This window comes from Pedobacter nyackensis, from assembly GCF_900176505.1.
GTDB classification, from domain to species: Bacteria; Bacteroidota; Bacteroidia; order Sphingobacteriales; family Sphingobacteriaceae; genus Pedobacter; species Pedobacter nyackensis.
The window spans coordinates 286,774-311,484 of the sequence record NZ_FWYB01000002.1 but is presented as its reverse complement, the minus strand read 5'-3'; the positions used below and the strand labels follow the sequence as shown (position 1 = coordinate 311,484).

Below are 24,711 nucleotides of genomic sequence, written 5' to 3'. Positions count from 1 at the left end.
TTTAAAAAAATAAATAATGTTGCAAGTTAACTATATCCGTGAAAATAGAGAGAAAGTTTTAGAAGGCTTAGGCCGGAGAAACTTTAAGCAACCAGAATTGGTTGATGAAATTATTAAGACTGACGAAGAAAGAAGACAATTACAAACTTCGTTAGATAATCTCTCCGCTATTGCAAATTCGAGCGCAAAACAGATTGGTGAGTTGATGCGTAACGGAAAAAAGGATGAAGCTGATGCGTTAAAAGCAGAGACAACAAACAATAAGGAAAAGATTAAAGGTTTATCTGATGATTTGGCCGCTGCTGAAGCTGCTTTACATAGCCTGATTGTGCAATTACCTAACCTGCCACATCATTTGGTGAAAGCGGGTAGTACTGCAGAAGAAAACGAGATTGTGTATACGCATGGTGAACCAGCGGTAATGACAGCGGCTGCTTTACCGCACTGGGAGTTGACTTCAAAATATGATATCATTGACTTTGAACTGGGTACAAAAATTACCGGTGCAGGGTTTCCTGTTTACAAAGGTAAAGGCGCGCGTTTGCAGCGCGCATTGATCAACTTTTTTTTAGATCATTCAACAGATGCCGGTTATCGTGAGATGCAGGTGCCACACCTGGTAAACGAAGCTTCGGGCTTTGGAACAGGACAGTTGCCTGATAAAGAAGGACAAATGTATCATGCTGGGGTGGATAACTTATATCTTATTCCTACTGCAGAAGTTCCGGTTACGAATCTTTATAGAGACGTGATTTTAAAGGAAGAAGAAATGCCGGTTAAAAATACAGCATATACGCCATGTTTCCGTCGCGAGGCAGGTTCTTATGGAGCGCATGTTCGTGGATTAAACAGGTTACATCAATTTGATAAGGTAGAGATTGTTCAGGTCGTTCATCCGGATCAGTCTTACCAGGTGCTTGAAGATATGAGCGCTTACGTACAAAGCCTGTTGCAAAAGCTTGGCTTACATTACAGGGTCCTTCGTTTATGCGCAGGTGATATGGGCTTTACAGCTGCTATGACTTACGATATGGAAGTTTGGAGTGCAGCACAGCAACGTTGGTTAGAAGTATCTTCCGTATCAAACTTTGAAACTTATCAAAGTAACAGGTTGAAACTGAGATTTAAAGGTGCAACGGGTAAAACACAATTGGCACATACTTTAAATGGAAGTGCTTTAGCATTGCCACGTATCGTAGCTGCAATTTTAGAAAACAATCAAACTGATAAAGGAATTAAGATTCCAGAAGCATTGGTAAAATATACAGGCTTCGAATATATAGATTAAGGTCTGCTATTTTAGAAGCCCTTAATTGTAAGCGGCCATTATACTAATATGTTTTAGTATAATGGCCGCTTTTTTTTTAGGCCATCGCCTTAGTGTGTATCCTTTTCTTTGCCCGTATTATAGCTGCTGTTCAGAATTTTAGAACTTTTTTGCGGCTGATTTGTAGTTAATTTATTTGAGCTAGCTGAGCAGATTTATAATTCATCTTTATTATATGAGACTACATCTATCATTTTTAATGTTTCTCTTAAGCTTACCAGTTGTATTGTGCTCATTGGCATTTGGGCAAACAGGAGATCAGAATAAAGTGCTCACTAATGCCTCTCTTCAGGAGGTTATAAATTATGCCTTAGTTAATAAACCCGGGGTTAAGCAGGCCTTAATTGATGAAGAAATAGGCGAAAGGGATATTAAATCTGCGCTGTCGGGCTGGCTTCCACAAATTAAGGGTAGTGCAGCTTATAATTATAATCTGAAACAACAGCAAAGTACCTTAACGATTGGTGACGAAACTTCCTTATTGATACTTGGTACTAAACACACTTCCAACTTTTCTTTGCAGGCCGATCAGAAGTTTTTAGATGCCGGTTTGATCCAGGCTTCTAAAGCTGCTAAATTTTATAGGTTGCAATATAAAGAGAGCACCGAAAATGCAAGGATCAATACGGTTGTTGAGGTAAGCAAGGCTTATTTTGATATTCTGACGAGCAGAGAGCAGTTAAATATCATTAATGAAACGATTGTCCGACTGGAAAAGCAATTTAAAGATGCCCGTGCTCAATATGATGTTGGACTGGTTGATAAAACGGATTATCAAAGGGCGCAAATTAGTTTAAGCAATTCCAAAGCAGACAGAAAAAGAGCAGAGGAGTTGTTGAAATATAAATACGCGTACCTTAAACAAACGATAGGGTATAGCAGCGATAAAGATTTTAGTCTCAATTTTGAGGCGATGCGCATGGAAAATGAGGTGCTGCTGGATACCAATCAGGCTCGTAATTACGAGAATAGGGTTGAATATCGCTTGCTACAAACGCAAAAGCAATTGCAGCATTTGAATACGACTTATAATAAATGGACCTTTTTGCCCTCTATATCCGGTTTTATAAACTATAACTGGAACTATCAAAACAACACTTTCAGCAATTTGTACGATAGAAACTTTCCGAGCTCTCTGTTTGGACTAACGTTGGATATACCCATCTTTCAGGGGACGAAAAGAATACAGGAAGTGAGAAAGTCTGAATTGCAGGAAAGAAGAATAGATCTGGATTTGTTGAATACCAAAAATCAGATCAATACTCAGTACGAGCAGGCAATAGCGACTTATAAAGCTAACCTTAACGATTGGAAGACAACCCTTGCCAATGTGGAACTTTCCAAACAGGTTTACAATGTTATTAAGCAACAGTATGACGAGGGGATTAAGACTTACCTTGATCTGATGACCGCGGAAACGGACCTGCGCACTACGCAACTCAATTACTTAAATTCATTGTATAGTCTGCTTTCTTCAAAACTAGATGTACAGCAAGCATTAGGAACAATTATCGTAAATCAATAAGCAAATGAATACGGTTAATCACATAAAATTAGGCATTGTAATACTGGGGTCCATTTCTTTAGCATCATGTGGTGGTGATCATAAAACTGCGCAGCAGCAGGCAGGTCCGCCTCCTCCAACTCCGGTAACGGCTTACACGGTTGCTGCCGAACCTGTAACAACGGTGGATACCTATCCCGGGGTTGTTGTAGCTTTAAATGAGGTTGAACTTCGTGCGCAGGTTGGTGGATACATTACGGCAATATATATTAAGGACGGTCAGAAGGTAAGTAAAGGGCAAAAGCTTTACGAAATTGACCGGACTAAGTATCTGGCGGCTTATAATTCGGCAAGAGCAAATGTACAAATGGCTCAGGCCAATCGTGATAAAAGTAAAAAGGATGCGGATCGGTATACAAGGCTTGCTGCTCAGGAAGCAATTGCGAAGCAACGGGTTGATTATGCCCTTACAGATCTGGCCAATGCTGAATCGCAGGTAACTGCTGCGAAGGCTAACCTTTCTGCTGCACAAAATGATCTGCAACGGTCGGTGATTGTATCTCCACTGAGTGGTACAATTGGCATATCACAGGTAAAGCAGGGCGCGTTGGTTGCTGCAGGTACCACGCTTTTGAATACGGTGTCGACCAACAATCCAATTGGTGTAGATATCGCGGTAAATCAGCGTGAAATCCCCCGCTTCATCAGTATGAAAAATAATCCGGCAGCGATAAAGGATTCTCTGCTTAGTGTGCAATTGCAGGATAAGAGTATTTATAAGCGTCAGGGAATGATTTTAACTATTGATCGGGCAGTTGACCCATCTACAGGAACGATCAAGGTCAGGATTAGTTATCCTAATGAAATGGATAAGCTGATTGCCGGGATGACGGTAAATCTTCTGGTTTTGAATAAATCGACTGAAAATCAATTGGTTATTCCTTATAAAGCTGTAGCTGAGCAACTGGGCTCATTTTATGTGTATGTGGTGGGCGACAGTAGTAAGGCTGAACAGCGGATTATAAAACTGGGTAAGCAATTTGGCAGCAATGTGGTGGTGGGCGAAGGACTAAAGGCGGGAGAGGTGATTGTTGCGGATGGTGCCCAGAATGTACGTCCGGGGGCAGTTGTAAAGTTTTAAAAGAATTTCAAGCTTATGATCTCAGAAGTATTTATCAGACGCCCGGTCACGGCCATAGTTATATCTATACTAATTGTTGTTATTGGCGTTATTGTCATTACAACTTTACCGATCAGTCAGTATCCAACGATTGCCCCGCCAACGGTTACGGTTTCGGGTAATTATACTGGTGCTGATGCGCAAACGGTAGAACAAACGGTAACCACACCGATAGAGAGTCAGATTAACGGTACACCCGGAATGAAGTATTTATCATCCAACAGCACTTCGGATGGCCGGTCGTCCATTACCGTTACTTTTGATGTGGGGACCAATATTGATGTTGCGGCTTTAGATGTGCAGAACAGAGTAGGGATTGCTGAGCCTTCTTTGCCTGAAGCGGTTACCCGATTAGGTGTAACTACCAAGAAAGCGAACAGTGATATTTTGATGGTTATAGGCTTGTATTCGCCCAATGGGACTTATGATCAAAAATTTATTGCCAATTACGTTAATCTTTATGTAAAAGATGCCATTCTCAGGGTTAAGGGAGTAGGTGATGTACAAGCTTTTGGGCAGCCTTTTAGTATGCGGGTATGGTTGGATGCCAACAAGCTAGCCGCATTAGGCCTTACTCCGGCCGATGTATCTGTGGCTATTCAGGAACAAAATACCAGGATCCCGGGTGGTAGCGTAGGTGGGCCGCCACAACATAATTATCAGACATTTGAATTCTCTGTTCTTCTTGATGGCGACCTGAATACCATAGACCAGTTTAAAAATATAGTGGTTAAGACCGGTAAAGACGGCTCCGCAGTTTATCTTAAAGATATTGCAAGGGTAGAATTAGGCTCATTTAGTTATGCTATAACCTCAAAAGTCAATGGCAAAGTGGCCTCTTTAATGGCCGTTTATCAAAGTCCGGGGGGAAATGCCGTGCAAACTGCTGACGGAATTGACAAGGTCATGCAGCAATTGAAAAAATCCTTTCCTAAAGATCTTGACTACAAAGTTCCATATGAGACGGTTACTGTGGTAAAGGTTTCTATTGCCGGGGTAGTGGATACACTGATTGAAGCACTGGTTTTAGTTACATTGGTGGTTTTTTTCTTCCTTCAAAGCTGGAGAGCCACCCTTATTCCTGTTTTGGCTATCCCCGTATCGGTCATTGGTACGTTTATCTTTTTTACTTTCTTTGGTTTCTCTATTAATGTGTTAACCATGTTTGGTTTTGTGCTGGCTATAGGTATTGTGGTGGATGATGCCATTGTAGTGGTGGAGGCTGTGCAGCATTATATGGATCATGATGGTTTGTCGGCACCTGATGCTACACGGAGAGCGATGAAAGATATTACTGCGCCTGTAATTGCTATTGCATTGATCCTGGCTGCAGTATTTATTCCAGTAGGTTTTATTCCGGGTATGGTAGGGCAGTTGTATCAGCAATTTGCCATCACTATTGCTGTTTCCGTATTGATTTCGGCATTTATTGCCCTCTCCCTTACACCTGCGCTTTGTTCCATCCTGTTAAAACCGATGAACCTGAACAAGGACTCTAAGGGGCTGAATAAGTTCTTCTTTAAGTTTAACCGATGGTTTGCCAAAGTTACACACAGTTATTCGATGGGTGTGAAAAAAGCTTTGAAAGCTGCCCCTTTAGTTATGGTTATCCTGATCTGTATTTATTTGGGTACAGGAGGTTTATTCATGAAAAAACCTACAGGTTTCATCCCTAATGAGGATGCGGGGATCTTTTTAATTGGTGCATCCTTACCGGAAGGTGCATCAGCCACACGTACAGATGCCTTTATCAAGCGGATTACAGACAGTATCCGGACAAAATATCCGGAGGTAGATAACATCACTTCGCTTGGTGGGATCAATATCCTGAATAGCTCATTTAAATCCAATGCAGGTACTTTCTTTGTTCAGCTTAAGAACTGGAAAGAGCGGAAAAAAGATGTAAACACGATTATGGCGGGAGTATCTAAATCTTTTGTTGGTGATAAGGATGGGAGTGTTTTGGTGGTAGCTCCACCGCCTATACCCGGGTTGGGGATTAGCGGTGGTTTTACGTTGCAGGTGCAGGAGAAACAAACCGGAGACATTAAGGAGTTCGAGGCTAACGTAGGTAAATTCCTGGCAGCGGTTAATCAACGTCCTGAAATTGGGATAGCTTACACCTTGTTTAATACAAGAACACCAAACTATAAGGTTAATGTGGATCGGGAGCAGGCAAAAAAGATGGGCGTTTCTATTGGAGCCATTTATCGAACCATCTCCGCTTATCTGGGTAGTAGTTACATCAATGACTTTACAAAGTATGGGCGGAATTTCCGGGTGGTTAGCCAGGCCGATACCAACTATCGAGCAAAGATTGAAAACCTCAGCACGCTCTATGTAACAAATGTTGCGGGTGTTTCTGTCCCTTTAAGTTCTATGGTATCTTATAGCGTGATAGAAAACCCATCTATCATTAGCCATTACAATCTTTTCCGCTCCATAGAAGTAGGAGGGGCTGCTAAACAGGGACGAAGTTCGGGGGATGCGCTTATTGCGTTACAGGAAGTTGCGGCAGAAACGCTGCCTGCTAATTATGGTTACGACTTTTCCGGATTAAGTTTGCAGGAAACGGAGGCAGGAAACAGTACAACCATGATTTTTACGCTGGTTATTGTCTTTGTATTTCTGTTGCTTGCTGCTTTGTATGAGAGTTGGTCTGTTCCTTTCTCTATTTTACTTGCTGTACCGCTTGGGCTATTTGGCGCAATTCTGGCGCTCACCTTTCTGCCTAAACTGGATAATAATATATATGCTCAGGTGGGTTTAATTACTTTGATCGGGCTGTCGGCAAAGAATGCAATTCTGATTGTCGAATTTGCCAAGGAAAGGGTGGATTGGGGAATGGAGCTTATTGCGGCTACGATAGAAGCTGTAAGGCTAAGGCTGAGGCCAATTATTATGACCTCACTGGCTTTTATATTGGGGGTTATTCCTTTGATTTTGTCTTCCGGTGCAGGTGCTGTTTCGCGTCAGACCATTGGCTGGACAGTGGCAGCAGGAATGTTGTCGGCAACTTTGCTCGCTATATTTATCGTTCCGGTACTATTTGTACTGATTACCAGGATTGCATATGGTAAAAAGAAACTGGCCGAACTGGAAGCTACATATAAACCGGAAGATCATAAAGATACCTTGCATGCGGATGAGGATTAGCCGGTCTCTTAACAAAAAGAGCTTCCTTTAGGGGAAGCTCTTTTTGTTGCTAACAGGTAGATGTTAGGGTCTTGATACTGTACGGTATTATATAGGTTTTAATACTGTTATATAATAAGGATCAGTAATAAAATGATGATAATAATTGCACCAACGGACAGGTAAACTCCACCGCCTATTGCACGAGCTTCTTGTTTTAATTCTTTAAGTTCCTTACGAAGGGCTTTTTTCTCTACTCTGGATAAATCTGATTTATCCATGCTTTTAATCTCTTCAACGCGGTTTTGGATCCTTGCAAGCTGGGCTTTTTGCTCGGCAGTCATTTCTGTCTTAGCTTTATTGCTTTTGCCTGTTTCAGCGGCAGAAACCGTACTAGCACTAGTGGCCAGTGTAAAGATTAAGATTACCGTGTAAACTAATTTTTTCATATGTTTCTGATTTAGTTGTTAATTGCCCATAGGGCTTGTCAAATAGTAAATAACAAAAAACCTACCAAAGTTAATTGATAGGTTTTTTTTATTGTATTTTATGAAAACTGTATACAGTATCGGTCAGAATTGAGATTATCTGATCTCAAATACTACATTCATTACGTAATTTAATTTTATCTTTTTAAAATCAATCTCTGCTGCAGGTGCCGCGTCGCTGGCTTCTGCTTTCATCATCATCACATTTGAACGGTACATTGGTTGAGGGAAAGCTTCATTGTTAATCTCCTGGATATCCAATGCGCTACCTAATTTATCACCAATGGCTTCTACCAGGTAAGTGGCTTTAGCTTTAGCAGCTTGCATCGCTTTAATTTTAAGCTCTTTTTTTAAGCTTTCAATTTTCGAATAGTCGTAACTGTCGATATTGGTATAAGCAATACCTTTTGCATCTACCTCATCAATTATGGCATTCCATTTATTTAAATCGGTTACTTTTAAGCGATATTGTTTGCTGGCCAGGTAATCCGGATTTTTCTTTTTCTGGGCAATTGCAGTATAGCTGGATAAATTAGTGATTGATAAATTTTCCTTTGCAATTCCTGCATTTTGAACTGCTTTAAACAGTTCGTTTTCTAAGGTAGTGATTTCTACTTTTTTCTTGCTGTTGCCATCTTTCAGGTATTCTTTTAAAGAGATGCTGATGTAAATGATATCAGGCATAACTTCAGCTTCTGCAGATCCGCTAACATTGATCTTCTTACGTAAATCTACTTGTTGGGCCATAGCGCTTAGACTAAAAAGGGCAACGATGGCAAGGCTTAATAACTTCTTCATAAATGTGATTCTTTATTTGTGTATTTGATATATAGATGAAATTTTTTATCGATTCCATAATTATATTTCAAATATCTTACCAGTTAGTCCTCAGCCATCTCATTATTAGGACTAATCTCTTCAAGCACATCTTCTTTAAAGTAAGATTTCTGGAAGACTAGGATTAGCACTACACCAACAGATATTGCAGCATCGGCGATATTAAACACCGGTCTGAAGAAGATAAAATCTTCACCACCCCATATCGGTACCCAGGTAGGGAAAACGCCTTGAAGAATCGGGAAATAGAACATGTCTACTACACGACCGTGGAACAAGGTTTCATATCCGTATATTTCACCATAGAAGACCGAGTCGATGATGTTTCCCAATGCGCCTGAAAAGATCAGGGCAACGTTCAATATCAATCCTCTGTGGTATTTTCTTTGGATCAGGTAATGTAAGCCATAGCCAATACCGGCAACAGCTACGATTCTGAATAAAGATAAAGCCAGTTTACCAAATTCGCCACCGAACTCTAAACCGAAGGCCATTCCATTATTTTCAGTAAAATGGATGATGAACCAGTTGCCAATGATCTTGAACTCCTGACCAAGGTACATATTGGTTTTTACCCAGGTTTTTAAAAGCTGATCAGCAACTAAAACAAAGAAGATAACTAATAAAGGTTTAGTATAGCCTTTCATTTTACGACTGCTTCAGTTTAGCTTCCATACTTAAAGTAGCGTGAGGGACTGCGCGTAAACGTTCCTTCTGGATTAATTTGCCGGTTTCCCTGCAAATGCCGTAAGTTTTATTTTCAATACGTACCAATGCCGCTTCTAAATTCTCGATGAATTTTTTCTGACGAGCCGCCAGTTGATTCAGCTGTTCTTTCTCTAATGTTGCCGAACCATCTTCCAATGTTTTATAGGTTCCAGAAGTATCCTCCGTTCCGTTAGAATTAGGGCTGCTCAATGAGTTGGTCAGGTCAAGGAATTCCTGCCTAGCCATTCTTAGTTTCTCTAGGATTAATTCTTTAAATTCCTGTAATTCAGTGTCAGAATACCTTGTTTTCTCTTTTTCCATAATAAAATTATTGTTGTGCAATCAAAATTTGTAGCTCAGTTTCGTCTATTACTATTTTGGTTCCGTTATTTAAAGTTTCCGTTAAGTTAATATTATCCGCTAGAATTTCCGAGCAAATGTATGTTTTATTTTGTGCTACTGCGTCGGCAATCAGGTTATGGTTTTGTAAAGTGACCGTAATCCTGTCTGTTACCTCGTAGTTCATTTCTTTCCTTAAGTTTTGGATTCTGTTGATCAGTTCACGCGATAAACCTTCTTGTTTAAGCGCTTCTGTAATCGAAACATCCAATGCTACTGTTAAACTTCCCATATTGGTAACCTGCCATCCCGGAATATCTTCCGCAATGATTTCCACATCGCTCAGCTCAATCACATAATCCGTGCCGCTAACTGCAAATTTGCCGGTATTTTCAAAATTTGCCAGTTCATCCTGGTTCATATTGTTTACTACTTCAGCAACCATTTTCATGTCTTTGCCAACTTTAGGACCCAATGTTTTGAAATTCGGTTTAATCTTTTTCTTGATAAAGCCCGCTGTATCAGTGATGTATTCGATCGTCTTAACATTGGTTTCTGACAAGATCAGTTCTTTTACCAGTTCTACTCTTTCTGCAAACTTGTTGTCGAGTACCGGGATCAGAATTTTTGCTAAAGGCTGACGAACATTGATACCTGTTTTCTTGCGTAAGGATAAAACCATTGATGAGATGTCCTGTGCAAGGTGCATTCTCTCGTTCAGCTCAGTATCTATTAAGGTTGTGTCTGCCTCAGCCCATGAGGTAAGGTGTATAGATTCAAAAGTGTTCAGTTTATCGTCAGCCGTTAAGTTGCGGAACAACCAATCTGAGAAGAAAGGTGCTACCGGCGACATCATCTGCGCTACACTCATTAAACAGGTGTACAAAGTTTCGTAAGCAGCTTTTTTATCTGCTGTCATTTCACCTTTCCAGAAGCGGCGGCGCGACAAGCGGATATACCAGTTACTTAAATGCTCATCAACGAATGCCTGGATAGCTCTTGTAGCTTTAGTCGGTTCATACGTATTGTAGCTTTCATCAACCTCTGCGATTAGTGTTTGCAATAAGGACAGGATCCAGCGATCCAGTTCACTGCGACTTTCTACAGGGGTCATTTCCTCTTTATTGATCTGGAACTTATCAATGTTCGCATATAGCGCGAAGAAAGCGTAGGTATTGTAAAGTGTGCCAAAAAACTTACGGCGGATCTCTGCAATACCTTCAATATCAAACTTCAGGTTATCCCATGGGTTTGCATTCGATATCATGTACCAGCGTGTTGCATCCGGTCCGTATTCTCCCAGTGTTTTAAATGGATCAGCAGCATTGCCTAAACGTTTAGACATCTTTTGTCCGTTTTTATCCAGCACCAAACCATTTGAAACTACGTTCTTGTAAGCTATCTTATCAAAAACAAGGGTACTTATAGCGTGTAGGGTATAGAACCATCCACGGGTCTGGTCAACGCCTTCAGCAATAAAGTCTGCAGGGAAATCCTTATGCTCGTCAACTCTGTCTTTGTTTTCAAAAGGATAATGCAATTGCGCATATGGCATTGCGCCTGAATCAAACCACACGTCAATCAGGTCACTTTCGCGAACCATTGGTTTGCCTGATGGAGAAACTAACGTGATTCCATCTACAACGTTTTTATGCAGATCAATCAGGTCGTAATTTTCTTCCGACATGTTCCCAATTTCAAATCCTTTAAATGGATTTTCTTTCTGGAAGCCGGCTTCAATTGATTTTTCGATGGCCTGGTATAGTTCTTCAACAGAACCAATAATCATTTCTTCTTTTTTATCCTCGGTTCTCCAGATTGGCAATGGAATTCCCCAATATCTTGAACGGGAAAGGTTCCAGTCGTTGGCATTTTTCAGCCAGTTTCCGAAGCGGCCTTCACCTGTAGATTTTGGTTTCCAGTTGATGGTCTCGTTCAGATCAAACATACGGTCTTTTACATCCGTAACTTTAATGAACCAGGAATCCAGTGGATAGTATAAAAGCGGCTCATCAGTTCTCCAGCTGTGTGGGTAACTGTGAACATATTTCTCTACTTTGAAAGCTTTATTTTCTTCTTTTAAGCGGATAGCAATTTCAACGTCAACAGATTTCTCAGGAACTTCGTCCTCATTGTAATATTCGTTTTTCACATATTTTCCGGCTAAGTCGCCCATATGTGAAGTGAATTTACCTTGTAAATCTACCAAAGGTACGGCTATTCCGTTTTCATCCAGCACCAACATTGGAGGAACTTCTGGACTTGCTTCTTTTGCAACTCTGGCATCATCAGCACCAAAAGTTGGGGCCGTGTGCACGATACCTGTACCATCTTCTGTGGTCACAAAGTCTCCGGAGATCACTCTGAAAGCATTTTCAGGATTTTGGTAAGGAAGGGTATAGGCTAAAAGTTGTTCGTATTTAATACCAACAAGGTCTGTGCCTTTGCATGCTGTTAACAGCTGATAAGGGATTTTCTTGTCACCGGCGGCGAAGTTTTCAAAATCCTCGGCATCAGTGCTTTCAAAATATCCTTTATTGAATTGTTTTCCAACCAGATTTTTCGCTAAAATCACGTTTACTGGAAGGAAAGTATATTGGTTAAAAGTTTTTACTAAAACATAGTCGATTTTCGGACCAACAGTTAATGCGGTGTTCGAAGGTAAGGTCCATGGTGTAGTGGTCCATGCCATCAGGTGTATGTCGCCAAACCCCTGTAAAAATGCAGGCAATGTTTCCGGCAGTGCTTTAAACTGGGCAACAATTGTGGTGTCGGTAACATCGCGGTAAGCACCTGGTTGGTTTACCTCGTGCGAACTTAATCCTGTACCCGCTTTTGGAGAATAAGGTTGTATGGTATAGCCTTTGTAAAGGAGGCCTTTATCATAAATTTGCTTCAACAACCACCAAACCGACTCCATGTATTTTGGTTTGTAGGTTACATATGGATCTTCCATATCAACCCAATAGCCCATTTTCTCGGTCAGGTCATTCCATACATCAGTATAACGCATTACCGTTCTTTTGCAGGCTTCGTTGTATTCTTCAATGGAGATGGTTTTGCCAATATCCTCTTTGGTGATACCCAGTTCTTTCTCAGTTCCAAGTTCTACCGGCAAGCCATGCGTATCCCAGCCGGCTTTACGCTTTACCTGATAACCTTTAAGGGTTTTGTATCTGCAAAAAATATCTTTAATAGCCCTTGCCATTACGTGGTGAATACCAGGCATTCCGTTTGCCGAAGGCGGGCCTTCATAAAAAGTAAAAGGGTTCGATTCAGGACGGCTTGAAATGCTCTTTTCAAAGATGTTCTCTTCCTTCCAAAAATCAAGTATCTCTTCCCCTATTTTAGCTAGTTCTAGTTGTTTAAATTCCCTATACATCAATCAAGTATCTCCAAAAATTAAGGATGCAAAGTTAAGGTTTTAGAATGAAACATTGAAGTGTTTTTGAATGCCTGATGGTATAAGTTTAATTAAGTGGGTTTTTTCTTGCAAACCTTTTGCATATGAGATTGTTATAGCCCTATTATATATGCGCTGAACCACTAAGTTATTAGCGTTTTGCGTGTCTTACAGCTTGTGCTGTTTTTGTACCAGAAAGAGGTTGAAGGTGTGGGTGAATAGCATTTGCTTAGAATTTCTAAACCTAAAACTATAGATATGAATTTAATTGAAATGATAAAGAATGGGATAGGCAGTGATGTCGTTTCATCTTTAAGTCAGAAAGCAGGCGTAAGTGAAGATCAGGTAAATAGCGGTATTTCTGCCGGTATTCCAGCTGTTTTAGCAGGCATTTTAAAAAATGGAGTTGGTGGAAATACAGGCTTTCTAGGTAAAATATTATCCGGTGTTACCAATACCGGTGCTGATGGCAGGCCTGAAGATATTTTAAATAGTGATCAGGACACTTTATTAGAAAAGGGTAAATCGCTTTTGGGAGGTTTGTTTGGTAATGACGCAGACGCTGTAACTGGTGCTGTAGCCTCCTCAAGTGGTCTAAGTACAGTTAAAGCCTCGGGCTTGCTGGCAATGATTGTTCCCTTAATTACCGGATATATTTCAAAATTAATGAGCAGTAAAGGATGGAGCGTTTCTGATTTATTGGGCAAGATTTTTGAAAATAAGTCGGAAATTACCGCTGCCTTACCACAAGGGTTAAACGATTCTTTAGGGCTGGCTAACATGAAGATGCCAAACTTGAGTATGCCAAAGGTTGACATTCCTAAAGCCCCTCATGTAAATTACGAGGTTCCTCAGTCATCCGGTGGCGGCTTCCTTAAATGGCTGATCCCGATATTGATTATAGGCATAGGAATCTGGTGGCTTGCGGGCAAAGGATGTAATAGCCCGAAGGTGAATAGTTCCATGGATTCTTTGTCTGCCAATGTTGATTCTGTAGGTAGCGATGCTGCGGACGCCATGAAAACCGGAATGGAAGCTGCAGGGGCCGCTGTGGCAGGTACACTTAACGAAGCCGGAGATTTTGTGCGTGACTTAGGTGCTATGATTAGTAAAAAGCTACCTGATGGTACGGAAATAAAAATCGCAGAAAACTCTGTGGAGAACAGGTTGATCGCGTTTATTGAAGATACAAGCAAACCGGTTGATAAAACTACCTGGTTTACTTTCGATAGGTTATACTTTGAAACCGGAAAGAGCACGCTAAAAGCGGAATCGCATGAGCAGCTTCAAAATATTGCAGCCATTTTAAAGGCTTATCCTGCTGTGCATTTAAAAATGGGCGGTTATACCGATAATACCGGTGATGCTGCTTTGAATTTGAAAATATCCAATGATAGAGCAAATACGGCTATGAACGAGCTGGTGAAACTGGGGGTAGATGCTAAACGCTTAACGGCTGAAGGTTATGGTCAGGAGCATCCTATTGCAACTAATGATACTCCGGAAGGAAGGGCGCAAAACAGACGCATTGATATTCGGGTAACAGAAAAATAGCTTATAATCTTATTAAAAAAGGGCTGTATCATTAATCATGGTGCGGTCTTTTTTGTGTATACTTATTGTATATCTTTACAAGGTGCCAAACGAAATAATCGAATGAAAGCTGTCGAAACCATTCAGTATTATCCTCTGGGAGATAGTGCCATTGTGATACAATTGGGTAATGAAATTTCTGAAAGTATTCAACACCACATCTCATCCATATGTAGCTTTCTGGAAGATTATTCTTTTGAAGGGTTTATTGAATATGTGCCTGCATTTACAACGGTAACTATATTTTATGATGCCCTGATTACTGATTATGAAACTGCACAATCCCTGTTGCAGGATATGCTGCTGGAAATTATGGAGGGGATTGAAGAAAAGGATGCTCCAGTAGTAGAAATCCCCGTTTTATACGGTGGTACACAGGGGCCGGATCTGTCCGATGTAGCTACTCATGCAGGGATTTCCGAAACTGAAGTGATTGCTTTACATACTGCAGGCGAATACCTGGTATATATGATTGGTTTTGCGCCCGGCTTCCCTTATCTGGGTGGGATGAATGAAAAAATTGCTACCCCAAGAAAGGAAACGCCACGAAGCAAAATTGCTGCGGGTTCTGTCGGTATTGCAGGTGCGCAAACCGGAGTTTATCCGATTGAGACACCTGGGGGATGGCAGATTATTGGACAAACTCCTTTAAAACTGTTTGATGTAGAACGACAACCTCCTGCCTTGTTAAAGGCCGGAGATAAACTGCGTTTTGTAGCCATAAATGAAGCTGAATTTAACAAAATTAAAGGGCAGGCAAATGGGGATTAAGGTCGTAAAAGGAGGACTGCTAACAACAGTACAGGATTTAGGCAGAAAAGGGTACCGCAAGGATGGTATAATTGTGAGCGGTGCAATGGATACCCTGGCACTTGAAATTGGCAATTTATTGCTAGGAAACCATGCTGCTGAAGCCGGTCTGGAATGTACATTGCTTGGCCCCAATTTGCTTTTTGAGACAGATCAGCTGGTGGCTATTACCGGTGGTAACCTAAGCCCAATGGTGGATGGTAAGCCAGTAAAAATGTGGCGCCCGGTTTTTATACCTAAAGGCGCTATGCTGTGTTTTGGATCGGCAATAACGGGCTGCCGCAGCTATCTTACTGTATTTGGCGGCTTTGATTTGCCCATGGTATTGGGAAGCTATTCCACTTATCTGAAGGCTGGTTTTGGCGGCTACGAGGGGCGAATGCTAAAAAAAGATGATGAATTGCCCTTCAAAAATATATATAAACCTAACGGGGCTGTCTTTAACTGGTCGGCAGGCCAGCAGCTATACCCTGAGTTTAGTGATAATGAAATCCGCGTGATGAAGGGGCCGGAATATGAATTGTTTACCGGGCAAAGTATAGCCGGTTTATTTACTGATAATTATCTGATCACTAAAGAGGCCGACCGTATGGGCTATAGACTGGAGGGGCCGGCTTTACTGTTGCCTGAACCTAAGGAAATGCTTTCTTCGGCAGTTACCTTTGGAACCATACAGGTTACATCTAATGGTGCAGCCATTTTGCTAATGGCAGATCATCAAACTACGGGAGGCTATCCGCGGGTATTACAGGTTATTACGGCCGACCTGACCAAGCTTGCGCAAATGAAAAGCGGACAACAAATTCGCTTTAAATTAGTTACTTTAGCGGAAGCCCGCCAGGCGCTGCTCCATCGAGAAATGCAGCTTAAACAATTAAAACAAACAATAACACTAAAACATATATAAAGCTTATGGATAGCGGCTGGTATACAGTAGATCTAAACTGTGATATGGGTGAAAGCTATGGTGCCTACCAGATTGGCAACGATGAGGCTATTTTTCCTTATATCACATCTGCAAATATTGCTTGTGGCTTTCATGCAGGTGATCCTGCTGTAATGAAAAAGACGGTAAGATTGGCTTTAAAACACAATGTAGCAATAGGTGCGCACCCGGGCTTGCCGGATTTGCAAGGTTTTGGCCGAAGGGAAATGTCCATTATTGCCGAAGAAGCTTACGATATGGTGATGTATCAGATAGGTGCCCTGAATGGATTTGTTCAATCAGAAGGCGGGATACTACACCATGTAAAACCCCATGGGGCCCTTTATAATATGGCCGCGACCCATAAAAACCTGGCAGAAGCAATTGCAGAAGCTGTTTATAAAGTAAATCCACAACTGGTTTTGTACGGACTATCGGGCAGTGAGCTGATCCTGGCAGGTCGTAACATTGGCTTGCAGGTGGCCAATGAAGTATTTGCTGATAGAACTTATCAGGATAATGGCACCTTAACCTCCAGGAGAGCTGCCAATGCATTGATTACCGATGAAGATATGGCAGTAGCACAATCGTTACGTATGGTAAAAGAAGGGATTGTAACTGCGGTAAGTGGTACGGATGTCGCCATACAAGCCAACACCATATGCCTGCATGGCGATGGAGTTCATGCGGCTAGCTTTGCTGCAAAAATTCACAACCTGTTTAAAGAGAAAAATATAAACCTGCAAGCACCATAGCTGTATGAATGGAAAAATAAACTGGAGTGTTTTAACAGGCGCGGCCTTTTTAATGGCTACATCGGCCATTGGGCCGGGTTTTTTAACACAAACGACTGTATTTACCCAAACGCTGGGGGCCAGCTTTGGTTTCGTGATTCTTACTTCTATACTGATTGATATAGGTGTACAGCTGAATATCTGGAGGGTTATTGCTGTTTCGGAAAAGCGTGCTCAGGATATCGCAAACTTATTGCTACCGGGTTTGGGCAGCTTTATTTCCCTGCTTATTGTTTTCGGTGGATTAGCCTTCAATATTGGGAATGTTGCCGGGGCAGGTTTGGGCCTAAATGCGCTGTTTGGCATTCCTGTTATTACCGGTGCTTTGATATCTGCGGCAATAGCTATTGCTATTTTTATGATTAAAGAAGCGGGGAAAGCGATGGACAGGTTTGCACAGGTGATGGGTTTTATCATGATCATTGTAATCATCTATATCGCCATCACTACTAATCCACCTGTTGCTGAGGCGGCACTACGAACCATTCTTCCCGCAAAAATTGATCTCATGACCATCATTACGCTGGTGGGTGGTACCGTTGGCGGATACATTACTTTTTCCGGTGGACACCGTTTGCTTGATGCAGGCATAAAAGGCAAAAGGGTTTTGCCGTTGGTAACCACCAGTGCGGTGATGGGTGTTTCTGTCGCTTCATTGGTGCGGATATTTCTATTTTTAGCATCGCTGGGCGTAATCAGCAAAGGTTTGGTTATTGATCAGGGGAATCCTACGGGATCGATATTTCAATTGGCAGCAGGCAACCTCGGCTACAGGTTGTTTGGACTGGTGATGTTCTCGGCAGCCATCACTTCAGTCATTGGTTCAGCTTATACTTCGGTTTCGTTTATAAAATCATTTAGTCCGGCAATCGCTAAAAATGAAAACAGGGTCATCATTATTTTTATTATGGTCTCTACCCTCATTTTTGCATTTGTAGGTAAGCCTGTTAGCTTGTTGATTATGGCAGGCGTAGTAAATGGCTTTATTCTGCCGGTTACCCTGGCAACAATTTTATTTGCTTCCTATAAAACCAGAATTGTTGGCGATTACAAACATCCGATTTGGTTAACCATATTTGGTGTGCTGATCGTATTCATTATGACCTATATGAGCATAAATGTAATGATGGGGTATTTCTTGTAAAACACTTGTTTACATATTGTTGGTTTGATTTTTGTTCATTATCTATGAGTTAACTTAATCCTCGTATTATGATAAAAGTTCTAAGACTTCAAAAAGCTGTATACATCATCATTTTAGGCATTATAGGATTAATAGCCTTTAAAATTATGGAGGCTAACAAAATAGAATCGGCTATATATGTATTAAAACTTTCCGGTGTTCTATTTTTAGTCGGTTCAGTATGGTTCTTGTACCCCATCTTTTTTGCTAAAAAAGTAAATGAAGTAGAGGTTCAATTAGATCCTGATAAACACGAAGATTCAGTTTAATCTGCTACAACTGACCAGCCATTAAAGGATCTGTTAGTGAATCTTCTCCGGTTTCAACATGACCTGCATATTGCCTGCTGTAGTTAGACATACCTGCAACTTTTACAGTAAAATCATACCAGAAGGAACTCTCTTTCAAATCGATTAAAACCTTAGTTTTTTGCTTTGCAGACAAGGATATGTTTTTTTTGCTGATGCTTTTATAAGCGTTGTCAGTAATTTCCAGTTCTATCGCTTTTGCGCCGATGTTTTCTAGCAATAGCTCAATGTTACCGGTTGGTTTTTTGCTGAAAAATCCGCCGATTTGATATAGACAACTGATGTTCAATAAAGGGTCGTTCTTGCTCCCTTTAAAGCGACGGAAAAATCCATTGGGACCGCTAACATTCAGGTCGTACAGCTCTTCACTGAAATGATCCAGCTGTATGGTATCAGTTAATTTATCGCCTGCTGCCAGTGCGTAATTCCAGGTTTTTCCGGCTTTCCCCTTATAGATATTTGAAGTATACACTAAAAAAGGAGCTCCTACAGGTAGGGTCTTTTGTCCGAAATTTCCTTTCCCTGTTTCGAAATGTAATTCAATATGTTTTTTACCGGTATCTAGTCTGCATTCAGAGAACAATTGGTACGGTAATGCACAGGCCGGTTTGGTTCCTTTCTCCTGCTGTGGCATATACGTCAGGTTTTCTATTTCCTGTTTCGTTAGTGGATCCGGTTTAAGCTGTGCAGGTTTATTCTTAGCATTATTAATGCTGATCAGGACCTCTTCTTTTTTCAACAATGGAGGGACTGCTGTTGGCGCAGCTGAGGCCGGGCGGAAAGCTGAGGTTAAATCTCCGCATATTGCCCGACGCCAATCACTGATGTTATTGCTTTTTATTGTTTTGCCCGTCTTTTCACTTAAAAACTGCTCTAAAAACATCAGACATGAGGTATGGTCAAATACCTGAGAATTTACATAGCCACCTTTGCTCCATGGTGAGGCAATGAGCATTGGAACCCTATATCCCAAACCAATCGGACTGTCTTTTTTTAATTCATAGTCAACGGCTACATCTATTTTGGCAGAAACCTTTCCCGTGTCGGCATAATTTGGTTTAGGCGGTACATATGGAGGAATATGATCGAAGTAACCATCATTCTCATCATAGGTAAGAATGAAAATGGTCTTTTTCCAGATCTCAGGATTTTTGGTTAGGATGTCTATAGCTTCAGACACATACCAGGTGCCATACAAAGGGGAACTGGTATGATCGGAGAACTTTTCTGGGGCAACCAACCAGGATACTGTAGGTAGTTTACCATTATCTACATCCGACCTGAACTGATAAAACAGATCATCTTTAGGTATGTTCATGGTTTGGGCCTGTCCTTTATCGTCAGTAAATGAAAAGGGTGTAAGCTCAAGGTAGTTATTTGGTGAGCTGATGTTGGTCGCAAAGGCCTTATCAATCAGGTTTTTCTCTTTCGAAGATAGCTTGTCGTATTTGGCCCTGACTTGTTCCGCACTTAGGGGAGGTTTCACCGTGTGATCACCATTTTTTCTGAAATAGGTGGAAAGTTTAACGTTATAGCGTTTTACGTATTCAAGGGCATTGTCGCCGTAGTTACCCAGCCAGTCATCTACGCCTTCGCCTTTCAGATTGGAAGTCCACAACTCATTCTGGTATATTTTCCAGCTGATGTTATGGTCTTCTAAAATTTCAGGAAAGGTATGCCAGTCTACATAAACATTATCGCGCGACTCGGCCTGGCTATTGTTTACGGCTGCAACAGATTTTCCGTTTTGCTCGGGTCTGATGGTTCCCGACCAAAAGAACAGGCGATTTGGCGTGGTTCCGGTTAAGGAAGAGCAGAAATGATGGTCGCAAATGGTAAAGGCATCAGCCATGGCGTAATAAAATGGAACGTCAGTACGGTCGTAATAACCTAATGACATCAGACTTTTTACTGGTACCCATTTATCATAACTGCCGCGGTTACGTGCTGCCAGCTGATCGTTCCAGGAGTGCGGGAGGCCCCCTTGCCAGGTAATCTTCGTTTTATTAATGTCTACATGAAAAGGAGCGTAAGTATTGCCCTTTTCATCCTTTTGAAGCCATACCTTATCCTTATCGGGCAAAGTAAAAGCTCTGGGGTCATTAAACCCGCGTACACCTTTAAGCTTACCAAACATATGATCAAAAGAACGGTTTTCCTGCATTAAAAACACAATGTGCTCTGCGTCCTGAAATGTGCTTCCGGGGGCGGCACTAATGGCCATTGCCTTTTGGATAGACATTGGAATTACATTAGGCAGGCCTGCTGCCCCAGATAATATTGCTGCTTTTTTTAGAAAGTTCCTTCTTGAGTTCATTTGGTTTTATTTGGTGTTAGCAAAACCAAACTTAGCAATATTCTTTATATTATAAAATGTAGTTTTTATTATCAAAATATGATGTTTCTTGTCCGGATATTAAGCGTTTAAAGCTTTCCAGATCACATCATAAACTTCTGTTGCAGTCACATTTTCTGAGTTTAATGTGGGGTCAGTAATTAAAACAGGATGGAATTCAACAGGTGTATTGATGCTGCCATGCGAACCTTTGATCAGCGTTGCATCCAAAGGAATCACGTCCATAATGTACCTGAAGCCTGCTTTTTTTCTCAGTAATTTATAGGCTGCCCTGGGTTTTGAGGACATGAACATTTCAACAGGATCATAACCTGGTTTTTTATGGATATCTACACACCTTGCATAGTCTGGTGCCTTTGCATCATCGAGCCAGAAGTAATAGGTAAACCAGCTTTCAGGTTCGGCAACCAATACGAAATCCCCAGCGCGCTCATGGTCCATGCCATGTGCTTTTTTCCCTTCGGCATCTAGTACTAAAGCAATGCCTGGGGTATTTTTAAGGATTTTTTTTACTTGTTCTGTTACAGATGGATCATTGATGTATACATGGGCAATCTGATGATCGGCAACAACAAATGCTTTTGACGCGCCGGCATCCAATAATTCCAAACCACGTTCAATTCGAATTTGCAGCAGTCCGTTTTCTCTGAAAGCACGGTTTAAATGAACAGGCTTATTTACTGGAGTTATGCCATATTCGGAAAGTATTATGATGTTGGCATTTTTGCTTTCGTAATAGCTGATTAAGTCCTTTAATACGGCATCTATTTCATTTAACTCCTTACTGATGTGGTTGAAATTGTGACCAAACTTTTGCAGGCAATAGTCGAGGTGAGGTAGGTAGACTAAGGTTAAAGTTGGGTTCTGCATCTCGTCGGTCAGCATGGTCGCGTCGGCAATCCATCTCGAGGATTTGATGTTTGCCCCAGGACCCCAGAATTGGAACAAGGGGAATTGACCTAACTTGTCCTGTAATATGTCGCGCAACTCTGCCGGCTCTGAATAGCAGTCGGGCATTTTTCTGCCATCCGCAAGGTAGTTCGGTCGTGGTGTTACCGAATAGTCTGCATTGGAATACATATTGTACCACCAGAACATATTTGAGCAGGTAAATTCGGGGTTTTCTTTTTTGGCCCTATCCCAGATCTTTTCTGCCTGCACCAGCTTATTTGATTGCTTCCAGAACTTTATCTCTGCATCTGTTGCATCGTACCAGCCATTGCCAACAATGCCGTGATCGGTAGGTAGTTTCCCTGTTAAATAAGTAGACTGCACTGCTGTAGTAACCGCCGGTAACATGGGCGTTATGGTATTTAGTTTCTTGCTTTTTATGTACTGATCTAAAAAAGGGGTGTGCTTCCCAATCAGGTTTGAGGATAATCCCACAACATCAATTACTACAGTTTTCTTCATCTTAAAAGGCTTGTATCTATGTTAGTGTATCAATTACCCAGCTTAATTCATTGCTGATGGATTGGGCAATTGGTAATTTTAATTGTTCAGGTAAAACCTCCCAGGTATAAGTTTCTACTTCAAGGTGGTTGGTAAAGGGCTTGTTCTTTTGTAGTTCAAGCAGGGTAGTGATGTCGTCCTGGGTCGATTGCAGTAAACCGATTTCTTTAACGGAAATAGGAACATGGAAATGTGAACGCCATTGTATAGCCTCGTTTTCAGTATCTTCAAGCGCTTGGGGCAGGTCGGGATAACGAGTCAATGAACCATTTTCTTTTAGCGCTACCACCTGATGTAAGTAGGTGGGTTCATTAAATGCGGCGAAGCTGTTTTTTATAGCAGATTGCTCTGCTGCGTTTCCTCTTAGATCTGCTTTTAGTGCTGCGCTGATCTGGATCTTACCAACCTGAATGCCTTTCTGTTCCAGTTCGGTCAATACGGCTACATGATCTTCATAGCCGATGGCGAAGTGGCAAACATCGTAACAAAGGCAAACATGTTTTTTTAACAGCAGTTCAGCGTCCTCAGGAGAAAGTTTAAACTCTGTAGCGATTAGGGGAGTACCTAAGGTCAGCAGGTATTTTTCATACCAGTCGATAAACTCCCGTCCTGTTTCCAGTATCCCATCCGGTTCAGGTTCTATATCAAGGTGCAGCAGCTGTCCGCTTTCCTGAGAGATAGTAATCAAGTCCCTTACTACAGCAAGGATGTTTAGTGTAGCTGTTTTTTTTGCTGCCTCAAGGTCTATTTCACCTTTAAACCAATGTCTGTAACTAAGCGGTGAGGTAGAAATACCTCCGTCCATACCTTCCGGCAATAATGATTTCAGGATATGGAACAGTCTTATGGTATAAGCTTTGCGCTCAAACGTAGTCCAGTCTGGCGCATGTACATTTTCCTTAACAATGGCATGATGGAAATCCCCGTAAGGAAAGCCGTTCATGGTAAAAACATAAGCGTCATTTTCCTTTAGCCACTGTTTGAATTCCATTAAGGTTTCCTCGTTCTGCAATTCCAGACTGGCTTCATTTGAGAGTCTTAATCCCAAACCCAATGGTTGTGCAGGCGCAATAGTTTGCTTGATAACCGGAAAATGCTGTTTTAACGCATTGAAATCTTCAGTCCAGTTTTTGCCCGCATGGATATTTGTGCAATAGGTTAAATGTCCCGTGTTTATTCTCATGTTAGTTTTTGCTTGCGTTTAGGGCCATGCCGTGTGTCACGAAATCGACTATGTAGTTGCTTGCTTTAATCAATAGCTGATGATCCATTTCGTGGACTTCTTTTCCGGCTCCAAGGTCTGTCAACAGCGTAATTGTTAACTTACCACCAAGGTGTTCCTGAAATTCTGTTAATCCTTTTAAGATTGGTGATTGCTCATCATGAATCTGGATAATGGAATCTGTGATGTTGAATGAAAGTTGTAGCAGTACGTTCAGGATGCGCTGCAATTTATCTTCTGTTAATAAGCCGGCAAAAAAGGAATAAGTACTATCGAGGGCAATGCCCATTGCTACGGCCTCGCCATGTAACACACTGAAATTGCTCAGTTGCTCTTGTTTATGGGCACTCCAGTGGCCAAAATCCAAAGGCCTTGCGGATCCACTTTCAAAAGGATCTGCGCCGGAAATATGGTCTAAATGCAGTTTTGCGCAATGTTTAATCAGGTAGGCCATACTTTCTGCTTCTCTATTGGAAAGTGCTTCAGCATGCTCTTCAATCCAGTTAAAGAACTCAGGATCTTTGATCAGGGCAACCTTTATGGCTTCAGAGATTCCCGAACGGTAATCTCTGTCGCTTAAGGTTTGTAAAAACTGTTCATCGTTAAACACTGCGGTTGGAGGTGCAAAAGTGCCGAGGAAGTTTTTCTTGCCTTTATAATTGATGCCATTTTTAACGCCAATACCCGAATCGTTTTGTGAAAGTACGGTAGTGGGGATGCGGATGTGTTTGATACCCCGGTGGGAAACCGCTGCGGCATAACCTACTAAATCAAGCACTGCCCCGCCGCCAATGGCCGCGATATAGGAATGTCTGTCGATGCCGCACACATCCACTGCATTAACAATTTGATCAAATAACGCAGTGTTATTTTTGGAGGCTTCGCCACCTGGAATGATCATGAAATCCTGGATCAGTTTTACTTCCTGATGCTGATCAAAATAAGCCTTGATGTCATTAATCAGATTTGGATGCGCGAGCGCTACTCCTTCATCAATAACGAAATATATTTTTTGCCCTCCCGTTGCTGCTCTTTCTTTAAAGAATGCGGATAGGGTGGTGTTTTTTTTCTTAAAAAGAGAATCAGTAAAGTAAATTTTATAGTCAAATTTTACACTGAAAGACTGTTCTAAATAACTCATATGTTA

19 protein-coding genes are annotated in these 24,711 nt (G+C 41.4%); 10 read left to right on the top strand and 9 right to left on the bottom strand.

The genetic code is table 11. From position 1 onward, the window contains the following. Window positions 1-16 precede the first annotated feature (16 nt). The 4 genes from serS to B9A18_RS05550 all read left to right on the top strand — a co-directional run bounded on the left by serS (window position 17) and on the right by B9A18_RS05550 (window position 7,167). Window positions 17-1,288 (top strand): serine--tRNA ligase, encoded by a 1,272-nt coding sequence (serS, locus tag B9A18_RS05565; RefSeq protein ID WP_084287951.1) that lies wholly within the window; start codon window positions 17-19, stop codon window positions 1,286-1,288. 214 nt (window positions 1,289-1,502) lie between these two features. After that, window positions 1,503-2,852, top strand: coding sequence for a TolC family protein (locus B9A18_RS05560; protein ID WP_084287948.1), 1,350 nt, complete (start codon window positions 1,503-1,505; stop codon window positions 2,850-2,852). A 4-nt stretch (window positions 2,853-2,856) separates the two neighbouring features. After that, entirely contained in the window at window positions 2,857-3,972 is a 1,116-nt protein-coding gene (locus tag B9A18_RS05555; RefSeq protein ID WP_084287945.1) for an efflux RND transporter periplasmic adaptor subunit, read from the top strand. 15 nt (window positions 3,973-3,987) lie between these two features. After that, window positions 3,988-7,167: an efflux RND transporter permease subunit gene (locus tag B9A18_RS05550; protein ID WP_084287942.1), complete on the top strand. Its 3,180-nt coding sequence runs from the start codon at window positions 3,988-3,990 to the stop codon at window positions 7,165-7,167. A 107-nt stretch (window positions 7,168-7,274) separates the two neighbouring features. On the opposite strand, the gene B9A18_RS05545 is transcribed toward B9A18_RS05550, so the two are convergent. The 5 genes from B9A18_RS05545 to ileS all read right to left on the bottom strand — a co-directional run bounded on the left by B9A18_RS05545 (window position 7,275) and on the right by ileS (window position 12,900). After that, entirely contained in the window at window positions 7,275-7,595 is a 321-nt protein-coding gene (locus B9A18_RS05545; RefSeq protein ID WP_084287940.1) for a hypothetical protein, read from the bottom strand. A 135-nt stretch (window positions 7,596-7,730) separates the two neighbouring features. Next, window positions 7,731-8,432 (bottom strand): SIMPL domain-containing protein, encoded by a 702-nt coding sequence (locus B9A18_RS05540; RefSeq protein ID WP_084287937.1) that lies wholly within the window; start codon window positions 8,430-8,432, stop codon window positions 7,731-7,733. Window positions 8,433-8,515: 83 nt separating this feature from the next. After that, entirely contained in the window at window positions 8,516-9,118 is a 603-nt protein-coding gene (locus tag B9A18_RS05535) for a lipoprotein signal peptidase (RefSeq protein WP_084287934.1), read from the bottom strand. A 1-nt stretch (window position 9,119) separates the two neighbouring features. Next, on the bottom strand, window positions 9,120-9,500 hold the full coding sequence (locus B9A18_RS05530; RefSeq protein WP_084287931.1) for a TraR/DksA family transcriptional regulator: 381 nt from the start codon (window positions 9,498-9,500) through the stop codon (window positions 9,120-9,122). 7 nt (window positions 9,501-9,507) lie between these two features. After that, window positions 9,508-12,900: an isoleucine--tRNA ligase gene (ileS, locus tag B9A18_RS05525; protein ID WP_084287929.1), complete on the bottom strand. Its 3,393-nt coding sequence runs from the start codon at window positions 12,898-12,900 to the stop codon at window positions 9,508-9,510. 279 nt (window positions 12,901-13,179) lie between these two features. On the opposite strand from ileS, the gene B9A18_RS05520 reads away from it, so the two are divergent. The 6 genes from B9A18_RS05520 (at window position 13,180) to B9A18_RS05495 (ending at window position 18,495) form a co-directional block, all read left to right on the top strand. Beyond that, a complete protein-coding gene (locus tag B9A18_RS05520; RefSeq protein WP_159452610.1) occupies window positions 13,180-14,475 on the top strand; it encodes an OmpA family protein in 1,296 nt (431 codons plus the stop codon). 102 nt (window positions 14,476-14,577) lie between these two features. Beyond that, entirely contained in the window at window positions 14,578-15,285 is a 708-nt protein-coding gene (pxpB, locus tag B9A18_RS05515) for a 5-oxoprolinase subunit PxpB (RefSeq protein ID WP_084287927.1), read from the top strand. Further along, entirely contained in the window at window positions 15,275-16,231 is a 957-nt protein-coding gene (locus B9A18_RS05510) for a 5-oxoprolinase subunit C family protein (RefSeq protein WP_084288759.1), read from the top strand. The genes pxpB and B9A18_RS05510 overlap by 11 nt, the downstream gene beginning before the upstream one ends. A gap of 5 nt (window positions 16,232-16,236) precedes the next feature. Then, window positions 16,237-17,004 (top strand): LamB/YcsF family protein, encoded by a 768-nt coding sequence (locus tag B9A18_RS05505; RefSeq protein WP_084287924.1) that lies wholly within the window; start codon window positions 16,237-16,239, stop codon window positions 17,002-17,004. A 4-nt stretch (window positions 17,005-17,008) separates the two neighbouring features. Continuing rightward, window positions 17,009-18,187: an NRAMP family divalent metal transporter gene (locus tag B9A18_RS05500; RefSeq protein WP_084287921.1), complete on the top strand. Its 1,179-nt coding sequence runs from the start codon at window positions 17,009-17,011 to the stop codon at window positions 18,185-18,187. A 68-nt stretch (window positions 18,188-18,255) separates the two neighbouring features. Continuing rightward, complete coding sequence (locus B9A18_RS05495) at window positions 18,256-18,495, top strand: isoleucyl-tRNA synthetase (RefSeq protein WP_084287918.1); 240 nt, start codon at window positions 18,256-18,258, stop codon at window positions 18,493-18,495. 4 nt (window positions 18,496-18,499) lie between these two features. Here the strand turns inward: B9A18_RS05495 and B9A18_RS05490 are convergent, their stop codons facing one another. The 4 genes from B9A18_RS05490 to B9A18_RS05475 all read right to left on the bottom strand — a co-directional run bounded on the left by B9A18_RS05490 (window position 18,500) and on the right by B9A18_RS05475 (window position 24,705). Beyond that, entirely contained in the window at window positions 18,500-20,851 is a 2,352-nt protein-coding gene (locus B9A18_RS05490) for a phosphocholine-specific phospholipase C (protein ID WP_084287915.1), read from the bottom strand. A gap of 99 nt (window positions 20,852-20,950) precedes the next feature. Then, window positions 20,951-22,303 carry an alkaline phosphatase family protein gene (locus tag B9A18_RS05485; protein WP_084287913.1) on the bottom strand — a complete coding sequence of 451 codons (1,353 nt, stop codon included), beginning with the start codon at window positions 22,301-22,303 and terminating at the stop codon, window positions 20,951-20,953. 16 nt (window positions 22,304-22,319) lie between these two features. Further along, window positions 22,320-23,525, bottom strand: coding sequence for a metabolite traffic protein EboE (gene eboE, locus B9A18_RS05480; protein ID WP_084287911.1), 1,206 nt, complete (start codon window positions 23,523-23,525; stop codon window positions 22,320-22,322). Between the two features lies 1 nt (window position 23,526). Continuing rightward, window positions 23,527-24,705 (bottom strand): 3-dehydroquinate synthase, encoded by a 1,179-nt coding sequence (locus B9A18_RS05475; protein ID WP_084287908.1) that lies wholly within the window; start codon window positions 24,703-24,705, stop codon window positions 23,527-23,529. Window positions 24,706-24,711 lie beyond the last annotated feature (6 nt).

Excerpts from the sequence above, each read along its gene's own strand:
- B9A18_RS05510 (WP_084288759.1), top strand. The coding sequence starts at position 15,275 with ATGGGGATTAAGGTCGTAAAAGGAGGACTGCTAACAACAGTACAGGAT.
- B9A18_RS05560 (WP_084287948.1), top strand. The coding sequence starts at position 1,503 with ATGAGACTACATCTATCATTTTTAATGTTTCTCTTAAGCTTACCAGTT.
- eboE (WP_084287911.1), bottom strand. The coding sequence starts at position 23,525 with ATGAGAATAAACACGGGACATTTAACCTATTGCACAAATATCCATGCG.
- B9A18_RS05490 (WP_084287915.1), bottom strand. The coding sequence starts at position 20,851 with ATGAACTCAAGAAGGAACTTTCTAAAAAAAGCAGCAATATTATCTGGG.
- B9A18_RS05520 (WP_159452610.1), top strand. The coding sequence starts at position 13,180 with ATGAATTTAATTGAAATGATAAAGAATGGGATAGGCAGTGATGTCGTT.
- B9A18_RS05530 (WP_084287931.1), bottom strand. The coding sequence starts at position 9,500 with ATGGAAAAAGAGAAAACAAGGTATTCTGACACTGAATTACAGGAATTT.
- B9A18_RS05475 (WP_084287908.1), bottom strand. The coding sequence starts at position 24,705 with ATGAGTTATTTAGAACAGTCTTTCAGTGTAAAATTTGACTATAAAATT.
- B9A18_RS05550 (WP_084287942.1), top strand. The coding sequence starts at position 3,988 with ATGATCTCAGAAGTATTTATCAGACGCCCGGTCACGGCCATAGTTATA.
- B9A18_RS05485 (WP_084287913.1), bottom strand. The coding sequence starts at position 22,303 with ATGAAGAAAACTGTAGTAATTGATGTTGTGGGATTATCCTCAAACCTG.
- ileS (WP_084287929.1), bottom strand. The coding sequence starts at position 12,900 with ATGTATAGGGAATTTAAACAACTAGAACTAGCTAAAATAGGGGAAGAG.
- pxpB (WP_084287927.1), top strand. The coding sequence starts at position 14,578 with ATGAAAGCTGTCGAAACCATTCAGTATTATCCTCTGGGAGATAGTGCC.
- B9A18_RS05540 (WP_084287937.1), bottom strand. The coding sequence starts at position 8,432 with ATGAAGAAGTTATTAAGCCTTGCCATCGTTGCCCTTTTTAGTCTAAGC.
- serS (WP_084287951.1), top strand. The coding sequence starts at position 17 with ATGTTGCAAGTTAACTATATCCGTGAAAATAGAGAGAAAGTTTTAGAA.
- B9A18_RS05545 (WP_084287940.1), bottom strand. The coding sequence starts at position 7,595 with ATGAAAAAATTAGTTTACACGGTAATCTTAATCTTTACACTGGCCACT.
- B9A18_RS05505 (WP_084287924.1), top strand. The coding sequence starts at position 16,237 with ATGGATAGCGGCTGGTATACAGTAGATCTAAACTGTGATATGGGTGAA.
- B9A18_RS05555 (WP_084287945.1), top strand. The coding sequence starts at position 2,857 with ATGAATACGGTTAATCACATAAAATTAGGCATTGTAATACTGGGGTCC.
- B9A18_RS05500 (WP_084287921.1), top strand. The coding sequence starts at position 17,009 with ATGAATGGAAAAATAAACTGGAGTGTTTTAACAGGCGCGGCCTTTTTA.
- B9A18_RS05535 (WP_084287934.1), bottom strand. The coding sequence starts at position 9,118 with ATGAAAGGCTATACTAAACCTTTATTAGTTATCTTCTTTGTTTTAGTT.
- B9A18_RS05495 (WP_084287918.1), top strand. The coding sequence starts at position 18,256 with ATGATAAAAGTTCTAAGACTTCAAAAAGCTGTATACATCATCATTTTA.